We start from the raw sequence: 19,288 nt of genomic DNA, 5'->3' as shown, positions 1-19,288 counted from the left end.
GATTTTTTCAAAATTCAAATATGAGTCCTATAGTCAAGGGTGATAACTGAAAATTGAATTCAAAACTATTATTTTTAAGTAAAAATCCTGAAATTATCTAAAATTTTAAGTACCAGTACATAATCACTTTAAAAAGTCTCTTATCTGCTCTGATAAGTACAACATCTTGCAAGTAGATAAAGTTTAAAATTTAGTAGCAAAGTCATGTTATAAAAGGGTTTTACGGCTGTTTGTCTAGTTTACCCATGTAACTAATGCTGCTGCCATCAAAAAATTTTTGTTAAATTTGTTGATCAAACAGGAAATTGGGGAATCCTAATAAGTAGAAAATAGTAACCTCTTTTCAGCGGTTACAAAACTTACAGTATCTTAGGAAGTATCAAGGTAGCAGTGGTAATGATAGAGCCGAAAAACACAGTATTTGTCGCCGATGAAGGTTGGAATTCTTTAGAAATCAAAGAACAGCAACGCATCAAAGTATTGTCGTACTTAGGTTTAAAACAACCAGAAACAATTCCGGTATTTGAAGAAGCCACTCAAACCGCTGCCCACTTTTTGGCAGCAGAAATTTCTATTTTGGGATTCATAGATCAAGAAATTCATTGGTTCAAATCATCGGTGGGTTTATCAAGATTAGGACTCATGAATGATTTGGCACAAAGCCGTCAATTGTTGCGGAGTGATTCCTTCTGTACTCAGGTGGTAGAAAGTTCACAAGTATTAGTTATTAATGATACTAAAGATACCAGAAATATACAAGTATCTACCAGTAAGTTGGTGAAAAATTATGGCATTCGCTCCTACTTAGGCGCACCATTAATGGATGCTTCTGGCTACTGCTTAGGTGCATTGGCAGTGATGGATCGCAAGCCACGTAATTTCACAGAGCAAGAGATTGAGTTTCTGCAAATTATTGCTCGTTGGAGCATGAGTGAATTTGAGCGCAACCTATTGTTGCAAGATAAATTACGGAACAACACTATTAGAAGCATTCCTAACTTACCATTTCCTGAAAAACAGGCAATTGACTTGAAAATTTCTCCACCCATTCTAGAAAAAGCTTCTAATCCTACTCAGCATCTGAAACTAGAACTACTAGGCCAGCTAACTCAAGAATTACGTACACCCTTAACATCTGTACTAGGTATGGCTGGTGTTCTAGCACGTGAAATTTATGGACCTTTAACAACTAAGCAGCGAGAATATTTAGAGATTATCCAACACAGTGGACGCTATTTACTTTCTTTAGTCAATGAAATTACTGAACTAGGAGTAATTAGTGCTAATTCAAATGTGCTGAACTTAGCTCCTGTAAATGTAGAAATGCTGTGTCAGCAAGCTATCAACACTCTCTCAGAAGTAGCTGTCCGTCGGGATCAAGATATTCGCTTGTCTATAGAACCAGGACACAATCGCATTTGGCCTTTAGATAAAGATAAGGTGCGACAAATTTTGTATCACTTGTTGTTTAGCATCGTTCAACTTTCTGCTACAGGTAGCATTATTCGTGTTCACATTTCTTACAAAGAAGATACACTCTGCATTACTATTTGGGTTTCCCATCCCTGGTTAGGAGATGGTATCTCTGAGGTTGACCCTTACTTACGCCTCGATTCTTTGTCCATCTTAGAAGTATTGAGTGAATCAGAAAAGTACGATATTTATTCAGAAAATCCAGAGAATGTGCCAAGAATATTGGAAAAGTCACCAAGTTTGAGAGAAGAGCAATTAGGAATATTTGTTGATGCTTTAGACCAGCATTTAGCTGATGAATCCACTAATCTGTCTCGTGAAAGAGTAGGTTTGTTACTTAGCTGTCAGCTAGCAGAACTACACGGTGGGCAAATTTCTATCCAAGGTTTACCAGAATCAGGATACCGCTATGTGATTTCTTTACCACTGCAAACGGTGAATCCCTCGCCAAACATCAATAATGATGTCTAGTAACAAGCGCCTAAATTCTCAATTTTTAATCTTGGTTGTTATCTTTGATAGCGACTCGAATTATGATTAAGGCCAAGTTCTGTATATTGGGCGCTAGTTGATAAAAACATTGTTTATGAATTTAGTTTGGCAAAGATTTACTTTATCCTCTCTACCGCTAAAAGAATATCTAGATAGCAGTTATCTGCACCATTTTCTAGTCGGGATTTTACGTCCTTGGCGGCAAACTAGTCTCTTAATGCAGTGGGGAGATACAATAGCGGCTGCTCTACTCAGCCTGATTTATGCTCTTGCACCTTTTGTTTCTAGTACCCTGTTAGGGTTGTTGCTAGTCGCTGGTGTTGGTTTTTGGTTGCTATTGACTTTATCTGATGAAAAAAGTCTGGCAAATGCCGCTTCAGTTACGCCAATTCACTTGGTAGTATTGCTCTATTGGGGTGTTGCTGTCTTGGCTACAGCTTTATCACCAGTGAAAAAGGCCGCGTTAAATGATTTGGTAACGTTAACACTCTATCTTTTGCTTTTTACTCTATGTGCTAGGGTGCTGAGAATTTCCCGTCTGCGGTCTTGGCTGATTACTCTTTACCTACACGTATCTCTGATTGTCAGTGTATATGGAATTCGGCAATGGTTTTTTGGCGCTAAAGCATTGGCTACTTGGGTAGACCCAGAATCAAGTTTGGCCAAGACAACCAGGGTTTACAGTTATTTAGGTAATCCCAATTTATTGGCTGGATATCTAGTTCCAGCAGTGGTTTTAAGTTTAGTGGCTATTTTTGCTTGGCAGGGCTGGATTAGGAAAGCTTTAGCTGGGACAATGTTGGTTGCAAATACTGCCTCCTTAGTTCTCACTTTTAGTCGTGGTGGCTGGATTGCTTTGGTGGTAGGACTTTTCGCAGCGATGGTATTGTTAGTTTATTGGTGGAGTGTGGAAATGCCCCCATTTTGGCGCACTTGGTCACTGACAATTATTGTAGGCGGTTTGATTGGGGTATTGCTGCTGGCTGTGATTTTTGTCGAACCTGTGCGCCTGAGAGTTGTCAGTATTTTTGCAGACCGCCAGGATAGCAGTAATAATTTTCGTCGTAATGTCTGGGATGCTGTTTTTGAAATGATCCGCGATCGCCCAATTATTGGTATTGGTCCTGGTCACAACTCTTTTAATAAAATATACCCTCTCTACCAACGTCCTCGTTATACGGCTTTGAGTGCTTATTCAATTTTCCTGGAAATAGCTGTAGAAATGGGTTTTATGGGTTTAGCTTGTTTTCTCTGGCTAGTAATTGTTACCTTAAATACGGCATTTATGCAAATGCACCGTTTCCTAGAATCGAGAAGCACAGATGGACTTTGGTTAATTGGGGCGATCGCAACTTTGCTAGGTATGCTCGCTCACGGTACAGTAGATACTGTCTGGTATCGTCCTGAAGTTAATACCCTCTGGTGGCTAATGGTTGCTTTGGTTGCCAGCTACTGGACACCTTTAACTCAACAAAGAAATCAATCTCAGCCAGAACCGACAGTGATCTAGTACAATTTTGGATTTTAGATGGTCAAAGACTTACTCCTCATCTAAAATCCAAAATCCAAAATCCAAAATCTAAACTTGATATTAGTCTCTGTAACCAGCAGTCCCTGGTGCATTGGGGTCTCGATAACGGGTTGGTTCTTCTTCACGCTTTTTACCAGCTAACCCAGCTAGACCAAATAGACCAATTAATCCTAGCCAACCCCAATTAGAATCGTTACGATCATCATAAATAGTCCTGTCGGGTGCAACATCTGTTCGGGGTTGATTAATTTGGGCTTGTAAGGGTAAATTTAAGGGTAAAATTCCCATAATCAACGTTAGCACTCCAGCGCCAACAGTTTTGGTGAAACTAATTTTCATGGTGAAAGTGCCTTATTCTGACTCAGATATTCACCAGTGTATCTAGGGTTTGCTGAGAAAGTCTTTCCGTGAGGGCAGGGAACAGGGAACAGGGAACAGGGAACAGTTTCAAGAGTTGGATGGGAGCGATTTTTCCTTTGAGTAGCAATTAAATGCAAGGTTTTTAAGTTTCCACCTCGTAAAAGCTTGCACTTTTTTTTACTTGAAAACGGCTTAAACCCTTTACCCGTAATCTTTTCATGTTTATTCAGCAAGCCCTATCTATTTCTCAAATTAGCCAAATCAATCTGCGGCCATAAACTAGATTTTGTCTTAAATCAGGCTGAGGTTATATTTGTCTCTGTTTTTTGGAACTATTACCCAATTAAGTATTAAGTATTATAACTTTTCATCGCTCTTTGAATATCGCGCTGATCTTGACGGCGTTTGAGGTCTTCTCGCTTGTCGTGAATTTTCTTACCTTTACATAAACCAATACTGATTTTTACCCAGCCACGTTTAAGGTACATCTTCAACGGGACTAAGGTTAAACCTTGTTGTTCTACTTTACCAATTAGCTTGCGGAGTTCTTGGCGATGCAGCAGCAACTTACGAGTACGCCGTGGTTCATGATTGAAATATTGTCCACTGGAACTGTAAGGAGAAATATGTACATTTATTAACCATGCTTCACCATTGCGAAGCAACGCATAGCCATCTTGAAGATTTACTTTACCCGCACGTATTGACTTTACTTCTGTTCCCGCCAGCTGAATTCCCGCTTCGTAAGTTTCTAGGATTTCATACAAATAACGGGCTTGGCGATTATCGGTGATAACTTTATAGCCTTCGTTCTTGTCACTCATTGAAAATTAGGTTTGTGTTAAATATGCTTTTTTGTGGGCTTGTAATTTGAATAAGAAGTGGAAACTAACTTAAGTTACATTTAATTCGATCTACTATCATAGCATTATTAATTGATTAAATAATGTTAATATTTATGAAGAGTTGCTAAATATTTAAGATTTTCTTTATAAATCATCTCTAATCCAGTCATTAGTAGGTAATCCTGTCATAGTATGAAACATAAGAACACTATTACTGCCAGTGTCTGTTGATGGTGTTCATAACAGTAAAATATTGAGTAACAAAAATGCTAGGGGTGTACTATCCATGCCCTTGAAAATCCTTGTAGTGGATGACGACCTCGGCACTCGTCTGTCTATTGGTGATTATCTTGAACTGTCCGGGTATTTGGTGATCATGGCCAATGACGGTCAAGATGCTTTGTCTATGGTGGAAGAAAACCATCCTGATTTGATGGTGACAGATATTGTCATGCCACGAATGAACGGCTATGAACTGGTGCGTCGAGTGCGTCAACAATTGGAGTTTAGGTTGTTACCTGTAATTTTGTTAACAGCGCGAACCAAAACCCAAGAAAGAATTCTCGGCTACCAATCTGGATGCGATTTGTATTTGCCTAAACCTTTTGAATTAGAAGAGTTGTCCGCAGCTATTCGTAATTTACTAGAGCGATCGCAAATTATTCAATCAGAATACCGCTTTTATTATCAAGAAAATTTAGACGGTTCTAACTTCATCAAAGCAATAGATGGACAAAATTGTGTATCGACTCAAATTGCTAATTCTCAGTTACTCTCATCACTAACTACAAGAGAACAGGAGGTACTAGAACTATTGACTCACGGGTTTTCTAATGCTGACATGGGTAATCAACTACACCTGAGTCCGCGCACAGTCGAGAAATATGTCAGCAGTTTGTTGAGAAAAACTTCTACTAGTAATCGAGCAGAACTAGTCCGTTTTGCCATCAAGCATGGTCTTGTGGAGTAAAAGCATTTTTATGAGAATTGCTGACTTTTAACATGGTCAAGCAGACCTTCACAAGCATCCATGAGGAGGTCAATCACCTGGTTAAATCCCTCTGTTCCGCCATAATAGGGATCTGGAACTTCTTTGAGAGAGTGTCGGGAACAAAAATCACACATCAGGCGGACTTTATGGTGATATTCTCCAGAACGGTCAACAGCCAGGATATTTTCGTAATTTTCCTGATCCATTGCCAAAATCAAATCAAACTCCTGAAAGTCTGATTTTTGAAATTGACGACCTTGACCACGTAGTTTAATGCCTAGTTTAGCAAATGCAGATGCACTCATGCGTCTATCTGGTGGACTACCGATATGATAGCTAGAAGTCCCAGCAGAATCGCAATAAATCTGATTGCTCAAAGCAGCTTGGTCAATGAGATGATTCATGATATTTTCTGCTGATGGCGATCGGCAAATATTACCAAGGCAGACAAATAGTAATTTGTAGGACATTGTTTTGGGGTGAATCCTTTTAGGATTAAAGAAATTGGAATTACACTATACTAAATATAAAAATGAACTTCTTGATAAAAAAGGACAACTTAACCCTGATTTTCTGAATAAGCAGCAGCGATGGAATAACACTCTATCATGTTGGGGTATTAAACGGGCTTTATTGGTTACTCATGATGCTCAAGTGAACAGTCCAAACAATCTACTCAAGTTAGCTGATGTTATGCTAAAAGAGAGTAGCGATGCCTACGGCGAGCGAAGCTATCGCCAAAATAATTTTATTACTGTTATACCCTTCCCTGGATAGTATTATGACTAACGATGTAAAGATTTATAATCAGTCCAGTTCTGAGATAGATTGGAAGTATCTGGAAGCATCCCGACAGTTGCAGCTAGATAAGCAAAATTATGGTGCTGATTATATTCATCTTTATGTTGATGATATAGAAGGTGATTGGCTGGCAAATTGGGATTGGGAAGATGATTTAACAGATTATATTGATGCTTTTTATCATCATTGTGAACAGGGAAATTATCAATTTGCTTTTGATACTTTAAAGGCTGGTGATGATTTGTTGAATCAACCGAAAAATCAGGAAAAGGGTTTAGAGATTTATGGTTATTTGGTTGAAAGGTTAGAAGTAGACTCTACACAAGAGATAAATATCAATAATCAAGAGATTTTCAAAGAAGCAAAGGAGCGTATTTTTATATTACAAAATAATGGACAATGTGAAATATGCCAGATTATGATATAATGTGCAATTATTAGTAAACAAGGAAAATTTATTTTATGTCCTATAAAGTTAGTATTGTCATTGAAAAAGACGAACATGGATATTATGCTTATTGTCCTGAACTTCCTGGTTGTCAATCTGAAGGTGATTCTTTAGAAACAGTACAGGCAAATATTAAGGAAGCTGTTGAATTATATATAGAAACATTATCAGAATTTGAGAAGATGTTTTAAATTTATTTTTGTCTGAATCAGGATTTCCAGGATTTAAGGATTTTCAGGATGGGAATTTTATGAATAATAATCTAGATATGTTTGCTAAAAGTACAAACCCAGTAAATTATGGAGTTAATCGAGAAGAAGCAGAAAGTATTATCGAGAGATTCTTAGATAATGAAAATTATAGAGTTTTAGCTGTTAAGGGTAAATGGGGTGTTGGCAAAACACATTTAGTAAGGAGTGTTTTAGACGAACATCAGAAAAATGATTATTTGTATACTTCTGTTTTTGGTATTTCTTCAATTGAACATTTGAAAGCAAGAATATTTGCTAATTATCAAAGAAATATAAAACCTAATATTAAACCAATTAATAATGTTTTTGAATTTATTAACCGCAATTTCGGAAGGGTAGAAAAAACTCCAAAAATACTAGAATTTCCAAAACTACACTTTGGATTATCAGGTTCATTGCTTGCTATAGGTGGTGATTTGTTACTGGAGATATTTTTTAATTTAAACATTAATGGTAATTCAATTATCTGTATTGATGATCTAGAAAGAAAATCTCAGCTTCCATTAAAAGATATATTTGGATTTGTTGAGTATTTGGTTCAAGATTTTAAATGCAAAATTATTCTCATTTATAATGAAGATAATCTCGATAAAGATTCACAAACTGATTTAGAAAGCTATCGTGAAAAAGTAATTGATAAAGAATTTTATCTAAATCCAACAGTCGAAGAAAATTTAGATTTTATATTTAAAGACTATCCTCATATAGATATAATAGATGTAATTAAAGAAGTATTCAAAAAATCTGGCACGAATAATATTCGAGTTATCCGCAAAACTATATGGCTTATTGATGAGCTTGTTCCCTTAATGAAAGATTGGGAAGAGAGTTTACGTCATCAAATTATCACAAATGTTATTGTTATTAATATAGCAAAATTAGATACTGAATTTTGTAAAAGATTTTCTATTAATGGTGTAGATTCTATGGATACTATATTATCAATGTCCCATAATGCACAAAAATATTATGATCAATATAAAGAGGAAGATGATAAAACCGCTAAGGAAATATTTAAATTGAGGCTAAAAATAGGAGAAATAGGGTATATAAATTTAGAGAGATTAGATACAATTATACTTAAATTTATCGAAACATCTTTATTAAAGGATGAAGAGTTTATTAAAGAAGGGCAGATTTTCAACAAAAAAGAACAAAGAGATCAAATTATTAAAAAACTTGATGAGCTTTCCAATCATCTTTATAGATTTAAATGCTATAATTCATTTGCAGATAATGAGCAAGAGATTACTGATGGAATCCTTAGTTTCATGGAAGAGAATCATCTTCAATTAAGTTGGTCACAATTTGCAGATATTAAAAGATTTGCTTCAATGTTAGAACTTGATATTTCTATTTATGAAAAATCCCTGTTGGAAACAATATTAAAAGAAATTTCAGAAAACCGCCCTTATGATTTAATTGAACTAAGAAACACACTCAGTAAATATCCTGATTTAGAAGCCTCTTTAAACGAAAAAATTAAGGAATATTACCAAACATTAGATATTACTACAACTTTGGAAAATATAATTAATGATGATTCATATTCAAAAATACAAGAATATATTGATTTTTTAAGAAACCGTACTGTTAATGAATACTGTGAGTGGCTAGAAAAAGGTCATCCTAATTTAATTAACATGATTGAATGGTTACTAAATTCTGGTTATCAACCAGCATCCCAAAACTTAGAAACAGCTATATGCATATTAGCTGAATGTAGTAGAATAAATAAAATTAGAGCAAAGTACCTTTACAATATAGATATAGATAATCAACCCCATCCTGAAAATCCTTAAATCCTGGACATCCTGATTCAGACAAAAAAATATTAACAAAATCGAATAATTGTTATATTTATTTACCTGAATAAAACATATATAATTATATTAGTTATTCCATTAAAAAAATACTTGAACTATGGTAACAATAAAATCTCAACGGAAAGTGCTATTATCTCATGGTGAAGATGGGTATTTTGTTGTCGAAGTCCCAAGTTTACCCGGTTGTATAAGTCAGGGTAAAACTCGTGATGAGGCTTTAGCTAATATTGAAGAAGCAATATCTCTCTACATTGAAGTTTTGCAAGACAGAAATGAACCTATTCCAGAAGATACGGTTGAGGTAGTGCTGGTGTGAGTAAATTACCTATTATCTCAGGTTTAGAGTGTGTGAAAGCACTAGAAAAAATCGGCTTTTTTGTAGATAGACAAAGAGGAAGTCACATTATATTGGTTCGTGAAGAACCTAGAACCATAATATCCGTACCAGATCACAAAGAATTAGATAGAGGTACTTTGCGGGGAATTATTCGACAAGCGGGTTTGAGTGTAGATGAATTTATTGAATTATTGTGACACAGCAACAAAGGCATGATCTCTGGTGCAACTCCATGTAAAATACATATTCCGGTCTGTATTTCCTCAACAACATGGGTAGCACATTTGGTCATCTTTTCCGAATTACGACATTTGGCGAATCTCACGGCGGCGGTGTGGGTGTTATCATTGATGGTTGTCCCCCACTATTGGAAATTTCCCCCGAAGAAATTCAATTTGAACTAGACAGAAGACGGCCAGGACAAAGTAAAATCACAACTCCTCGCAAAGAAGCGGACACCTGTGAGATATTATCAGGGGTATTTGAAGGTAAAACCCTGGGAACACCTATTTCTATCTTAGTCAGAAATAAAGATACCCGTTCCCAAGATTACGATGAGATGGCGCAAAAATACCGTCCTTCCCATGCAGATGCTACCTATGATGCAAAATATGGGTTTAGAAATTGGCAAGGTGGTGGAAGATCGTCAGCGCGTGAGACAATAGGTAGGGTAGCTGCTGGTGCGATCGCCAAAAAAATTCTCCGTCAAGTCGCAGGTGTAGAAATTATTGCTTATGTTAAACGCATCAAAGACTTAGAAGGAACTGTTAATACAAACACCGTCACCTTGGAAGATGTAGAAAGCAATATCGTCCGTTGTCCAGATGGTGAAATTGCCAACCAAATGATAGAATTAATTGAAAAAACTGGTAGAGATGGTAATTCTATCGGTGGTTTAGTTGAATGTGTGGTGCGGAATGTTCCCAAAGGTTTAGGAGAACCTGTTTTTGATAAATTAGAAGCAGACTTAGCAAAAGCGGTAATGTCACTTCCTGCAAGTAAAGGTTTTGAAATAGGTTCAGGTTTTGACGGAACATTATTAACAGGTTTTGAACATAACGACGAATTTTATATTGATGAAAACGGCGAAATTAGAACAATAACCAACCGTTCTGGTGGTGTTCAAGGCGGAATTTCCAACGGCGAAAATATTATTATCAGAGTTGCTTTCAAACCAACTGCAACTATTAGGAAAGAACAAAAAACCGTAACTAAGGAAGGTGAAGAAACGGTTTTAGCAGGAAAGGGAAGACATGATCCTTGTGTTTTACCCCGTGCTGTTCCTATGGTTGATGCGATGGTAGCTTTGGTTTTATGCGATCATCTATTAAGACATCATGGACAGTGTAAAATATTGTAGAGATTTGGAAATTCAGAACTTACAAAATAACTGCAAATCTCTCTAAAACTTTCTTCTCTTCGCTTCCTTCGTGTCTTCGTGGTTCAATAAAATAAAATATAAGAAAACGAACCACAGAGGCACAGAGAACACAGAGAAATAAGAAAAGAGGAGAGTTGTTTATTTTTAATTTTGTCGTTTTTCAACAATCTAAAATCCAAAATCTAAAATCTAAAATATGATGATTGTATGTCTAAAATCATTTTACCTCCTCCTTTAAAACCAGGTGATTTATTGCGGGTTATTGCTCCTAGTGGTGCGTTACGGGAGTTTGCAGCTTTTGAACAAAGTTTGGAAATTTGGAAAGCGCATGGCTACAATATCCAAGTTAGCGATCGCATAGAAAGTAGACATGGTTATCTTGCTGGTACTGATGATCACCGTCGTCAACAGTTAGCAGCAGCATGGCATGATCCCGAATGTCGCGGTATTATCTGCGCTAGGGGTGGTTTTGGTAGTACCCGCATTTTGGAAGATTGGACTTGGGAACAAAAGACGACAGATCCTAAATGGTTGATCGGTTTTTCTGATATCACAGCCCTGCTTTGGAGTCTCTATAAGGCTGGTATTTCCGGTGTACATGGTCCCGTCCTCACTACCCTGATAGATGAGCCAGAATGGTCACTAAAGCGGTTATTTGATATTTTAGCAGGTCGAGCGATCGCACCTTTAAAGGGTAAGGGTTGGGGTGGTGGAACAGTCACAGGTGTGTTACTTCCTGGTAATCTCACAGTGGCTACTCATCTTTTAGGTACACCGCTTTTACCGGATCTAGATGGTGTCATCTTAGCTTGGGAAGATGTCACAGAACCACCCTATCGTATTGATCGGATGTTAACTCAATGGCGGTTAAGTGGTATGCTATCCAAAGTTCGCGGTATTGCTTTGGGAGGTTTTACCAAGTGTGAAGCACCTCCGAATATACCAAGTTTGAGTATAGAGGAAGTTTTGAGGGAACGGTTGGGTGATTTAAATATTCCCATTGTTTCTGATTTACCCTTTGGCCATGATAACCCGAATGCAGCTTTACCCGTTGGAGTACAAGCAACATTAGATCCAGACCAGGGAATATTAGAAATTAAACCATAAATTGATTAGGAAAAACTTATTATCTATGGATAAAAATTTAATAATAGATGTTGGTGTTCATCAGGGTGAAGACACTGAATACTATTTAAAAAAAGGTTTTCGAGTCATTGGGATAGAGGCAGATCCTCAGCTTTATGAAACTACAAAAAAGCGACTACAATCCTATATAAATGATGGTCAACTCCAACTTCTTAATCTGGCCATAGCCCCACAAAATGGCGAAATTACTTTCTATACTAACCTAAATCATAGTGTTTGGGGGACAATTTCTCCAGATTGGGTGAAGAGAAATGAGGAATTTGGGACAAGTTCCCTGGGAATTACCGTAAAAGGTTCTAAATTTGAAAACATTTTGCAAGAATTTGGCATTCCCTACTATCTGAAAATAGATATTGAAGGTGCAGATTTGTTGTGTGTAGAAGCATTAAGGCATTTTGACAGCAAACCACAGTTTCTATCCATAGAATCAGCAAAAACTTCTTGGAATAACTTGCTAGAAGAATTTAAGTTATTAAAAGAACTGGGTTATCAAAAATTTAAAGTTATTAGCCAACAGAATATATCAGAACAAATTTGTCCCTTTCCAGAACGAGAAGGCAAATATATTGAACATCAATTTGAATTTGGTTCTAGCGGACTTTTTGGAGAAGAAACAGCAGGAACTTGGCTTTCCCAAAGTGAAGCAATCAATCTCTACAAACGCATTTTTTGGTACTATAAAATATTTAGATTGAATGGGTTTATTTATGATATTCCTCTAGGTAAGAGGCTCTTAGAAACACTCAAGATTATAGAACCGTGGTATGATACCCATGCCAGTCTGTGAATATCTGATAGGTGAAAAACTATAAACACAGACTATTGACATCCAGATCCCCGACTTCTTTTATTTATGATCTCCATAAATGATAAATTGATCTCAGAAGTCGGGGATCTTATAGCCATTCCCATTCAAGTGAGGTACAAACATTAATAATTGAACGCAGATGGACGCAGATAAACGCAGATAATTTTGTACTTCATTAGGCTGGGAAACGCTATATCTCCTCGAATGCAGAAGGTAAGAAAGCTTGTTTTATCAGCTTTTTCACCTTTTTAAATTGGATAGTTATTTTCTCTCCAAGCTGCACTAGGTCAACAACTAAATTTTCAGATTTTAAACTAACTTACGGTAACAACGAGATGTTATTTGGTAAGGGTGAAAAATTTCTAAGAACTTACTTTGAAGTGTGCGATAGAAAATATCTACTAAATAAGGATCATCAAGATGAAAAGGATGTTCTTGATTAACACCTTTAAAGAAACACCAATTCAGGATAATTTTACCCTCATCTGTCAGAACTTGATGGAATTTTAACAACTGCTGGCTAGGGTCTGGTAAATGTTCTAAAACATCAAAAGAAATAATAGTGTCAAAGGTTTCGTTAGCAGCTATCTCCTGACAAAAAACGATTTTTTGACTCAAACCCATCTGTTCAGCCCGATATTTCACAAAATCACGATTAATCGGATTAATATCACAATATACAACTTGCTCAACCTGCGGACACAGCGCAGTACCCAGAGTATGTGTCCCAATTCCACCACCAAAATCCAAAACTCGACCTTGAGCATGATTTGAAATCAGCAACAAGGTATCTTCAATATATTCATGACTTGCTAAATGCCAAGCTCCCAAATCAAATAAGTAAAATTCTCCTACCTTGTCACGATAAAAAGCTGTTGCTTCTTCCCAATCAAAATCTTTATGACCTAACTCAGCCATCTGCTGCTGACTTGTCTCTAACCTATTCTCTACTATTTCTGAATCCAAATGCAAAAATTCCTGTATATGGTGCTTTAAATTAAATGAAGCTGTATAGTAAGAGCTTAAGGAAGAAGGAAGTGGTAATCTAGGCATAAAGGGGATTTATTTTTATTAATTTACTCAACACGTTAACAAGATTACCAAATTTCATGTAGATAAACTTGCATTTAATAAAATTTTTATTTTGTTAACTGACTAACTGATTTTTTAAGATCACCTCCTCAATAATATCAACAGCACGACCTACTCCTCCTGCTTGATTCATTGCCATTTTTAGTCTCAAAGCATTCTTTTTGTAAGATGGTTGCGTCAATACTTCTTGAATAGCTTGACGTAATCTAGGAGTAGTTAACCGAGAAGTGGAAATAAACTTTCCTGTACCAGACCAGACAATACGTGCGGCTACTCCTGGTTGGTCATTAGTAATAGGAATAGTTACCAAAGGTACACCATAAAACAATGACTCTAAGACAGTATTAGTTCCGGCATGACAAATAGTTAAACTTGCTTTTTGGAGCAGTTCTAACTGTGGTGCATATTTCACAACTATGGGATTTCCTGGTAAGTTTGGTAAGTCTTGAGGTTCTAGTCCACCTCCCAGGGCAAGAACTAATTGAGCATCTAGACCTACACAACTTTCCGCAATATGATGGAAAATATTATGCAGCCGATTTTGTAATGTTCCCATCGAAGCATAAATAAGAGGCTGTCCATTTAATTTTTCAAAGGGGAAATCAACGGATTTTCTAGCTGTAGCATCAAAATGAGGTCCTGTAAAATGAAGTAATCCAGCTAAATTCGGTCTTGGGTACTCAAACTCGGCTACTTGTTGACTAATAATTGCTAATTTGGAAACAGAGTAAAAATCATTAATATTAGTACAAGGTGGTAAATTCCATTCACGACGAAATTTTGAAATTACCTGTCGGATAGGTTTACTAAAACTCAACAACATTAACTCATAACCTGCACGATTTCTTAACCTTGCCCACCATGCTGGGTTATATTGCCAAGTTTTAAAATATGGCGGAATAGAATGATCAAAACCATTGACTAGGGCGGAACAAACCGTCACAAAAGGTATATTCACAAAGTCGGCTACTGTGCTTCCTCCAAATATACATTCATCAATTATTAGTGCCTCTATTCCAGCATCTTGAATAACTTGTGGTGCATCCCGCAAAAATAAAGCCGTGGTTTGTTCTGATAAAGAAGTTGTGTAACGTAATGCTGCTAACCCATTAAGTTTGCCCAACTCCTCATAAAATTTAGCTGTTGTTCCCACCGGCAATTCATCCCCAGAAATAGGACGAAATTCCAAGCCAGCAGCTTTGGCATTGGGTTCTGCATCAGCCATCCCCAAAACAGTGACACGATGACCTCGTTTTTTGAGTTCGCGTCCTAAAGCAGTCATTGTGTTTAAGTGACCAGTAGCGGTGGGGCAAATCGTACCAAAATGAGTCATAAGCTGAAAAAATATATTTAATTAATATTGAACTAAGGGACTTCCAAAAAATAAATTATCCGGATTAACTAACCGCAGAGGCGCAGAGAACGCAGAGGAATGAGGGTTTGAGAGATTTTTTGCTTTAGGTGGTTGAGTGTTGTTTATTTGGAAGTCCCTAACTGTAAAATGTTTTAGCAGATTGCTTTTGACTGCATTCTGAGGTTTGTAAATATTGCAGAATATTAGTTATCATTGTTACTAAGTATTTAAGGTAATGATCACTAACTTAGTCATGTTACCATGTTATGCGATACTAGATATTAGTTGATACGCCATTAACCTACCTTTTATCTGTAAATAACTCACTATGAGTCCTATCGCTTTTGATATCAGCCCAGAAATTAGCATTATTGTCTGTACCTATAACCGCGCTCATTACTTAAATAAAGGTATTGATAGTGTCCTCAATCAAACTTTTACAAATTGGGAACTTTTAATAGTAGATGATGGTAGCAGTGATAATACATTTGAAATTGTCAATCCCTATCTTGGTAAATACAATAATATCCGTTATTTAAAGCATCAAAATAAAAAACAATGTTATGCCAAAAATGCAGGGATACAGGCATCATTTGGTAAATATATCACATTGCTTGATAGTGACGATTCATATAAACCCAATCATTTAGAGTCGCGATTAGAATATATGAAAGCTAATCCAGAAATTGACTTGATTGAAGGGGGATTTTTCAGTGAAGAAGAAATTTTAGTTGCAGATTATTTTCAACCAGGCAAATTAATCAATTTGCGTGAATGTGTTTTGGGTCCTACATTTTTTGGCAAAAGAAAGGTATTTTTTGAATTACAGGGATTTAATCACATGACTTATGGAGAAGATACAGATTTATGGGAACGAGCCGAAAAAATATTCAAAACACAAAAAATAAAAGAGCCAGAAACTTATGTTTATACGAGAGCAGAAACTAGCGTTAGTAAGAATTTTACTACTAATTTCTCCTCATCTATGTAATTGATTGACATGAAAATCCCCTTTTTTTTCAAACCAATCAGAAGTTTTTGCCGTCAGTTATTTAATTCTGCTGGGCAAATTTCACTTTTAATCCTTGTATTTGGTCTTTGTGTCATATTTTTATCTAGTTGTCAAGAAGCTGCACATAAAGACAAAGAAGTAGTTCATTTATCACTTTGGCAAGGAATTAATCCCCCTAAAAATCGAGATGTTTTTAATAAGTTAGTAGACAAATTTAATCAGACTCATCCTGATATTCAAGTAGAGTCTATTTATGCAGAAGGATTGCCTAAAATATTAACAGCAGTTGTGGGTAATGCACCTCCAGATATTCTCGCATTTGATCCACAACTTACTGGTCAATTTGCAGAACTAGGGGCAATTGTACCTTTAGAAGATTGGTTAGATAAATCACCTGTTAAATCAGAGGTTAGCCCGAATTTATTTGAGCAATTAACATTAGATAATCACATTTGGTCAATCCCATTTTACACCAGCAATATCGGCATTTTTTACCGTTCTGATTTGTTTGAAAAAGCGGGAATTACTCAGACTCCTAAAACTTGGCAAGAATTGAGAGAAGTTGCTAAAAAATTAACTGTTGATAAAAATGGCGACAAGCGACCAGAACAATATGGAATGTTACTACCTTTAGGTAAGCAAGAATGGACTGTCTTTACTTGGTTTCCCTTTTTATTGAGTGCTGGAGGTGAAATAGTAACTAATAACAGTCCAAATTTAACTAACACAGGAGCTATTACCGCTTTAAAATTTTGGGAAGATTTAATTAAAGATGGTTCAGCAACTCTTTCTCCCCCCGAAAGAGGTTATGAAGAAGATGCTTTTTTTGAAGGTCGTGCAGCAATGCAACTCACAGGTCCTTGGACTTATATTACTAAGTCTAAAGTTGATTATCAGGTATTTCCCATTCCGGCTAATGTTACTCAATCTACAGTCGCAGGTACTGGTGGTTTTTTTGTGATGAAAACAACCCCAGAAAGAGAAAAAGCTGCATTCAAGTTTTTAGAATTTGTGCTGAGTCAAGAATTCCAAACAGAATGGAGTATAGGTACAGGTTTTTTACCTGTTAATTTCAAATCTGCCGCAAGTCAAGAATATAAAAAATATCTCAGTGACAAACCTTGGTTAAAAGTGTTTGTAGAACAAATTCCCGTAGCTGGATCTCGTCCAATTATAGCTGGATATAGTCGCATTTCTGATAGTTTGGGTAGAGCAATTGAAGCCACGTTATTAGGTAAATCTTCTGCTGAATCTGCTTTAAAAGAAGCTCAGGAACGGTTAGAAGTGATTTGGGGGGAAAACAGGTGATTGGTGACTGGTGACTGGTGACTCGGTTATTAGTTTCCCCTACTTCTTCCTGACTCCTGACTCCTGAACTCCTCAATTTTAACGTTTTATTAAGTTAGGTAACGCAATCCTAAGAGCTTTTGAGATGTGTTGATAAAGCGTAATCTGAGGATGATAAGCTAAACAGTGAAATATGAAAGTGACTTAGGATGAAGTGTTAAATGGGTGTTTCCTCAACGGCTCCTCTCCTCCTTCGGGCTGCACGCGGTGAACAAGTAGATCGTCCCCCTGTATGGATGATGCGACAAGCGGGACGCTATATGAAAGCGTATCGGGACTTACGGGAGAAATATCCTTCTTTTCGGGAACGCTCAGAAATTCCAGAAGTAGCGATCGAAGTTTCCCTCCAACCCTGGAGAGCTTTCCAACCCGACGGAGTAATTTTGTTTTCCGATATTGTCACCCCCCTACCAGGGATGGGAATTGACATGGATATTGCGGAAGGGAAGGGACCGATTATTTTTTCGCCCATACGCACTCAAGAGCAAATTGAAAAACTGCGTCCCCTAGATCCAGAGGCTTCTTTGCCATTTATTAAAACGATTTTGGGATCGTTACGGGAAGAAGTAAAAAATGAATCAACGGTGTTAGGCTTTGTAGGCGCACCTTGGACATTAGCGGCCTATGCGGTGGAAGGTAAAGGTTCTAAAACCTATTCCATCATCAAAAACATGGCCTTCTCAGATCCGACTATTCTGCATCAGCTATTAACTAAATTAGCTGAGTCCATTGCCGATTATGTGCGCTATCAAATTGATTGTGGCGCTCAAGTGGTGCAGATGTTTGATTCTTGGGCGGGACAATTAAGCCCTCAAGATTATGATACCTTTGCTTTACCTTACCAAAAAATGGTGTTTGAGAAAGTCAAAAAAACTCATCCTGACACACCATTAATTTTGTTGGTGACAGGTAGTGCGGGACTTTTAGAAAGAATGCCTGCTTCTGGTGCAGATATCATTACTGTAGACTGGGCAGTAGATATGGCAGATGCCAGAGCAAGATTAGGTAAGCACGTGAAAGTACAGGGTAATCTTGATCCGGGTGTGTTATTTGGTTCTAAAGAATTTATCCGCGATCGCGTTTTGGACACCGTTCGCAAAGCCGGTAACTGGGGACATATCCTCAACCTGGGACATGGTGTATTACCAGAAACACCAGAAGAAAACGTTGCTTTCTTCTTTGAAACTGCGAAAAATCTCAACGCTTTGGTTTAATTTGTTGGGTGGGTTTTTTACCCACCTGATCATTATTGATAAACTTTTGATAATTGCACGTAGTTGCTGATCATAAACCTATATTTTGTTATGATTATTTTTAAAGGTTGAAGGAAAAACCATGCAATTTACTTTAGATATTCCTGAAGAATTGGTAACTAGACTGCAATTATTTGAGCATCAACTCCCACAAATTTTAGAATTAGGAATCAGAGAATTAAATGCTGCATCTCAACCTGGTTTTGCAGGTATAGCAGAAGTGTTAGAATTTTTAGCACAGTTACCAACATCAGCAGAAATTATCGCTTTACGTCCATCAGCAGAATTACAAACCCAGATTAGTAGTTTATTAGAAAAAAATCGCACTCAAGGTTTAACTGCTGCGGAAGAAATGATTTGGGAACAATATCAATATTTAGAGAATTTGGTGAGGATAGCAAAAGCCAAAGCTTTATTAAAATTACAAGCAGGGGAATAAATAATTTAATCAAAAAATACAGATGTTTGTTTTCTCTCTGTGTCCTCTGCGTCTCTGCGGTTCGTTAAAAAAAATATATAACTTAACTAACACCCAGATCC

21 protein-coding genes are annotated in these 19,288 nt (G+C 36.8%); 16 read left to right on the top strand and 5 right to left on the bottom strand.

The window, feature by feature from the left end; genetic code table 11:
- Positions 1-396 precede the first annotated feature (396 nt).
- Both VB694_RS11225 and VB694_RS11220 read left to right on the top strand, forming a co-directional pair.
- On the top strand, positions 397-1,944 hold the full coding sequence (locus VB694_RS11225) for a GAF domain-containing sensor histidine kinase (RefSeq protein ID WP_323360394.1): 1,548 nt from the start codon (positions 397-399) through the stop codon (positions 1,942-1,944).
- A 115-nt stretch (positions 1,945-2,059) separates the two neighbouring features.
- Positions 2,060-3,475 (top strand): IctB family putative bicarbonate transporter, encoded by a 1,416-nt coding sequence (locus VB694_RS11220; RefSeq protein ID WP_323360393.1) that lies wholly within the window; start codon positions 2,060-2,062, stop codon positions 3,473-3,475.
- 81 nt (positions 3,476-3,556) lie between these two features.
- On the opposite strand, the gene VB694_RS11215 is transcribed toward VB694_RS11220, so the two are convergent.
- Together VB694_RS11215 and smpB are read right to left on the bottom strand one after the other, a co-directional pair.
- Positions 3,557-3,835: a WGxxGxxG family protein gene (locus VB694_RS11215; RefSeq protein ID WP_323360392.1), complete on the bottom strand. Its 279-nt coding sequence runs from the start codon at positions 3,833-3,835 to the stop codon at positions 3,557-3,559.
- A gap of 371 nt (positions 3,836-4,206) precedes the next feature.
- Positions 4,207-4,680: an SsrA-binding protein SmpB gene (gene smpB, locus VB694_RS11210; RefSeq protein WP_323360391.1), complete on the bottom strand. Its 474-nt coding sequence runs from the start codon at positions 4,678-4,680 to the stop codon at positions 4,207-4,209.
- A gap of 307 nt (positions 4,681-4,987) precedes the next feature.
- Here smpB and VB694_RS11205 point away from each other — a divergent pair, with 307 nt between their 5' ends.
- Positions 4,988-5,671 (top strand): response regulator transcription factor, encoded by a 684-nt coding sequence (locus VB694_RS11205; protein ID WP_323360390.1) that lies wholly within the window; start codon positions 4,988-4,990, stop codon positions 5,669-5,671.
- 8 nt (positions 5,672-5,679) lie between these two features.
- Here the strand turns inward: VB694_RS11205 and VB694_RS11200 are convergent, their stop codons facing one another.
- Positions 5,680-6,162 (bottom strand): low molecular weight protein-tyrosine-phosphatase, encoded by a 483-nt coding sequence (locus VB694_RS11200; protein ID WP_323360389.1) that lies wholly within the window; start codon positions 6,160-6,162, stop codon positions 5,680-5,682.
- 34 nt (positions 6,163-6,196) lie between these two features.
- Here VB694_RS11200 and VB694_RS11195 point away from each other — a divergent pair, with 34 nt between their 5' ends.
- The 9 genes from VB694_RS11195 (at position 6,197) to VB694_RS11155 (ending at position 12,669) form a co-directional block, all read left to right on the top strand.
- Complete coding sequence (locus tag VB694_RS11195) at positions 6,197-6,469, top strand: hypothetical protein (protein WP_323360388.1); 273 nt, start codon at positions 6,197-6,199, stop codon at positions 6,467-6,469.
- A 4-nt stretch (positions 6,470-6,473) separates the two neighbouring features.
- Positions 6,474-6,920, top strand: coding sequence for a hypothetical protein (locus tag VB694_RS11190; protein ID WP_323360387.1), 447 nt, complete (start codon positions 6,474-6,476; stop codon positions 6,918-6,920).
- Positions 6,921-6,955: 35 nt separating this feature from the next.
- Positions 6,956-7,132 carry a type II toxin-antitoxin system HicB family antitoxin gene (locus tag VB694_RS11185; RefSeq protein WP_323360386.1) on the top strand — a complete coding sequence of 59 codons (177 nt, stop codon included), beginning with the start codon at positions 6,956-6,958 and terminating at the stop codon, positions 7,130-7,132.
- A 59-nt stretch (positions 7,133-7,191) separates the two neighbouring features.
- Positions 7,192-8,994, top strand: coding sequence for a P-loop NTPase fold protein (locus tag VB694_RS11180; RefSeq protein ID WP_323360385.1), 1,803 nt, complete (start codon positions 7,192-7,194; stop codon positions 8,992-8,994).
- A 121-nt stretch (positions 8,995-9,115) separates the two neighbouring features.
- Entirely contained in the window at positions 9,116-9,334 is a 219-nt protein-coding gene (locus VB694_RS11175) for a type II toxin-antitoxin system HicB family antitoxin (protein ID WP_323360384.1), read from the top strand.
- Positions 9,331-9,552, top strand: a complete 222-nt coding sequence (locus VB694_RS11170; protein ID WP_323360383.1) for a type II toxin-antitoxin system HicA family toxin — start codon at positions 9,331-9,333, stop codon at positions 9,550-9,552. Before VB694_RS11175 ends, VB694_RS11170 begins: the two co-directional genes overlap by 4 nt.
- A gap of 74 nt (positions 9,553-9,626) precedes the next feature.
- Entirely contained in the window at positions 9,627-10,715 is a 1,089-nt protein-coding gene (gene aroC / locus VB694_RS11165; protein ID WP_323360382.1) for a chorismate synthase, read from the top strand.
- Between the two features lie 228 nt (positions 10,716-10,943).
- Positions 10,944-11,843: an LD-carboxypeptidase gene (locus tag VB694_RS11160; protein ID WP_323360381.1), complete on the top strand. Its 900-nt coding sequence runs from the start codon at positions 10,944-10,946 to the stop codon at positions 11,841-11,843.
- A gap of 25 nt (positions 11,844-11,868) precedes the next feature.
- Positions 11,869-12,669, top strand: a complete 801-nt coding sequence (locus tag VB694_RS11155; protein WP_323360380.1) for an FkbM family methyltransferase — start codon at positions 11,869-11,871, stop codon at positions 12,667-12,669.
- A gap of 330 nt (positions 12,670-12,999) precedes the next feature.
- Here VB694_RS11155 and VB694_RS11150 read toward each other — a convergent pair whose 3' ends face one another.
- The gene (locus VB694_RS11150; protein ID WP_323360379.1) at positions 13,000-13,743 is read right to left on the bottom strand and encodes a class I SAM-dependent methyltransferase; all 744 of its coding nucleotides are present in this window, start codon (positions 13,741-13,743) and stop codon (positions 13,000-13,002) included.
- Between the two features lie 94 nt (positions 13,744-13,837).
- Complete coding sequence (locus VB694_RS11145; RefSeq protein WP_323360378.1) at positions 13,838-15,115, bottom strand: glycosyltransferase; 1,278 nt, start codon at positions 15,113-15,115, stop codon at positions 13,838-13,840.
- A 349-nt stretch (positions 15,116-15,464) separates the two neighbouring features.
- On the opposite strand from VB694_RS11145, the gene VB694_RS11140 reads away from it, so the two are divergent.
- The 4 genes from VB694_RS11140 (at position 15,465) to VB694_RS11125 (ending at position 19,187) form a co-directional block, all read left to right on the top strand.
- Positions 15,465-16,127 carry a glycosyltransferase family 2 protein gene (locus VB694_RS11140; protein WP_323360377.1) on the top strand — a complete coding sequence of 221 codons (663 nt, stop codon included), beginning with the start codon at positions 15,465-15,467 and terminating at the stop codon, positions 16,125-16,127.
- A gap of 9 nt (positions 16,128-16,136) precedes the next feature.
- A complete protein-coding gene (locus tag VB694_RS11135; RefSeq protein ID WP_323360376.1) occupies positions 16,137-17,456 on the top strand; it encodes an ABC transporter substrate-binding protein in 1,320 nt (439 codons plus the stop codon).
- 200 nt (positions 17,457-17,656) lie between these two features.
- A complete protein-coding gene (gene hemE / locus VB694_RS11130) occupies positions 17,657-18,709 on the top strand; it encodes a uroporphyrinogen decarboxylase (RefSeq protein ID WP_323360375.1) in 1,053 nt (350 codons plus the stop codon).
- A 121-nt stretch (positions 18,710-18,830) separates the two neighbouring features.
- A complete protein-coding gene (locus VB694_RS11125; protein ID WP_323360374.1) occupies positions 18,831-19,187 on the top strand; it encodes a hypothetical protein in 357 nt (118 codons plus the stop codon).
- Positions 19,188-19,288 lie beyond the last annotated feature (101 nt).

The sequence above is a fragment of the Anabaena sp. UHCC 0451 genome, from assembly GCF_034931405.1.
In the GTDB taxonomy this organism is placed as follows: domain Bacteria; phylum Cyanobacteriota; class Cyanobacteriia; order Cyanobacteriales; family Nostocaceae; genus RDYJ01.
Note: the sequence above shows the minus strand (reverse complement) of the source record. Positions and strands in the feature narration are given on the sequence as shown.